2 protein-coding genes are annotated in these 2,820 nt (G+C 38.2%); both read left to right on the plus strand.

Annotated features, from left to right (window positions below; translation table 11 throughout):
- Nucleotides 1-280 precede the first annotated feature (280 nt).
- Nucleotides 281-1,927 carry a DUF6377 domain-containing protein gene (locus VIH09_RS10145; RefSeq protein WP_331580554.1) on the plus strand — a complete coding sequence of 549 codons (1,647 nt, stop codon included), beginning with the start codon at nucleotides 281-283 and terminating at the stop codon, nucleotides 1,925-1,927.
- Nucleotides 1,928-2,241: 314 nt separating this feature from the next.
- Nucleotides 2,242-2,820: glycoside hydrolase family 97 N-terminal domain-containing protein (locus tag VIH09_RS10150; protein ID WP_331580556.1), on the plus strand; the 579-nt coding region annotated here is incomplete at its 3' end.

Genomic DNA, 2,820 nt, shown 5'->3' on the forward strand with positions numbered 1-2,820 from the left:
TCATCGAGATACTCTTTTAATTTCTCTTCGCTTTGATTTTGGGTCACAATGCCGACGATGGCCGTTTTTTCGAAATTTATTGTTTCTTTTTCTAACATAACTTTGAATAAGTCACAAATTTAATCAATTGTGGGCGACTTATGTAATTTCTCCCTTCCTAAAAAACGATAGCCGTGAAAATTGATGCTCTTTCACCCAGTATCCCAAATCAACTATTTTGATTTTGACTCTTGCTTTACCGAGTTAATTTATATTTTTACCTGAATTTAATCCCATTTGAATGACTCGATTTTTGACATTAATTATTGCAGCGCTATTTCCCGTTCTTCTTTTGGCGCAGAATGATTATGGCACTCTACTGAAAGAGTTGGATAATACTGTCGATAATTACCAAGTGTATTCCAATCGCAAAGAGAACGAAATAAATAAACTCAAAGATCTACTGGCACATTCTTCCACCGATCTTCAAAAATATGATATTGGCCAAAAGCTATTTGATGAATACAAACTCTATCAGTCGGATTCCGCATTAGCTTACGCACGAAAGAATTTACGGATAGCAACCATTCTAAGGGATGTAACAAAAATCAATTCGGCCAAATTAAACCTAGCTTCCATAATGGGAACACTGGGGATGTACAAGGAAGCCACTGACGTTCTCGATAAAATTGACATTAAAGCCACGCCTAGTCTTTATGGCAACTTTTACCGCGTCAATACCACCATTTATCTTTCGATGTCAGATTATGCGGCATCAGCCCAGGAAAAAAAGAAATATGATGCGCTGACCAGACAGTATCGGGACTCGACGATGCAGTCCTATCCATCGAGTTCAAACCTAAAATTTGTTGACCAAGCGAGTAAACTCCTTCAGGACCAAAAATACGATCAAACACTCGGTTTACTGCTTGATTATTTCCCGAAAATAGCCAACAATAATCCCGATCAGGCAGTTGTCGCCTTTCTGATTTCGCAGTCCTATCATGGAAAAAAGGATCAAGAACAGGAAAAAAAATGGTTGACCATCTCCGCCATATCCGACTTGCAGTTGGCCAAGAAAGAATACATTTCGCTGCGGTCTCTGGCGTTTATGATGTATGAAGACGGCGATATCGACCGAGCCTACAAATACATGAAACGCTCTCTCGAGGATGCGCTGTTTTGCAATGCGCGTTTAAGGACTTATGAGATTTCGAAGATGATGCCTATCATCAGTGAAGCGTACCAAAAACAAAACGAAACGAACCGTTTTCAACTGGTGCTGTTTCTAGTCAGCGCCTCTGTTCTCTCTGCAATTTTGTTGGTGATTTTATTGCTGCTCTTTAAACAAATGAAGAAACTGAACAAGGCGAAACAGGATATCGATTTGGCCAATATTCAGCTTTCTGAATTGAATAAAGAACTCTATACTTTCAACGAAAAATTGAATGAAAGCAATTTTGCACTGTCCGAAACCAACCTTTTAAAGGAAATATACATCGGTCGCTATATGGACCAATGTTCTGATTACATAGGCAAACTGGAGGGTTACCGCCGCAAACTAAACGTCATGGCGACCACGGGAAAAATGAATGATTTGGTAACTGCCGTCAAGTCAAAACAGTTTATTGAAAACGAGCTGAAAGAATTCTACACCAACTTTGACAAGACTTTTTTGCAACTCTTTCCCAACTTTATCGAAGAATTTTCAGCGCTATTGGTCGATGAAGATGCCGTTCAATTGAAGGAAGGGGAACTGCTCAATACGGAACTGCGAATCTTTGCGCTGATTCGATTGGGTATCAAGGACAGCGCGAAAATATCCGTTTTCCTCCGTTATTCCGTGTCGACTATCTACAATTACAGATCCCAAATAAAAAACAAAGCCGTCGGTCCCCGCGATGACTTTGAATCGGCCGTGATGCGGATAGGAAAGGAGATGAAATAATTTTTTAGATGAAATTTTTTCGGGTATTTCATCCTCAATAAACTCTTTTTTATCAAAATAACCACCACTTTTTTTTATTTAAAAAGAATACTCAATCTGCTGTAAAACAAAACTTTAAATATTTATCACTATATTTAAATCTACTTTTTTGTTATGGCAAAAATTTACGGGACTTAAAGGGTTTATATTTACCTCCACAAAATTCTGAAAGTCGATTAAATCCTTGGGGGTTTGAAAAAATCGATTTCGTGAAAAGTCAAGATTACCGCATTCTATTATCAAACCTGAAATTAATATTAAATTCTATTTTAAAAATGAAGCATTTTCTTATCACCTCTTTATTGTGCCTGGCATTATTTAATTATGCCGCTGCGCAAGAATTAAAATCACCCAATGAAAAACTGCAAATGGAGTTTTCATTACAAAATGACGGTACGCCAACCTACAGTTTAAATTATAAAGGAAAGGCAGTCATAAAAACAAGTAAACTGGGCCTTGAACTGAAAAAGGATGAAAAATCATTGCTGAACGATTTTACAGTTTTAAACACACAAACATCCACTTTTGATGAAACTTGGAAACCTGTTTGGGGTGAAGAAGACAAAATCCGCAATCATTATAACGAACTAGCGGTTACACTAAACCAAAACGGGACAGACAGACAAATTGTGATTCGTTTCCGTTTGTTCGATGATGGCCTTGGTTTCCGATATGAGTTTCCTGCGCAAAAAAACCTTACCTATTTTGTAATCAAAGAAGAAAGAACCCAGTTCGCCATGGCGGGTGACCATACCGCATTTTGGATTCCTGGCGATTACGACACACAAGAATACGATTTCACCACATCAAAATTGTCCGAAATCAGGGGCTTCTCCGAAAAAGCGAAAACCGCC

This window comes from Flavobacterium sp., assembly GCF_036515215.1.
Classification (GTDB): domain Bacteria; phylum Bacteroidota; class Bacteroidia; order Flavobacteriales; family Flavobacteriaceae; genus Flavobacterium.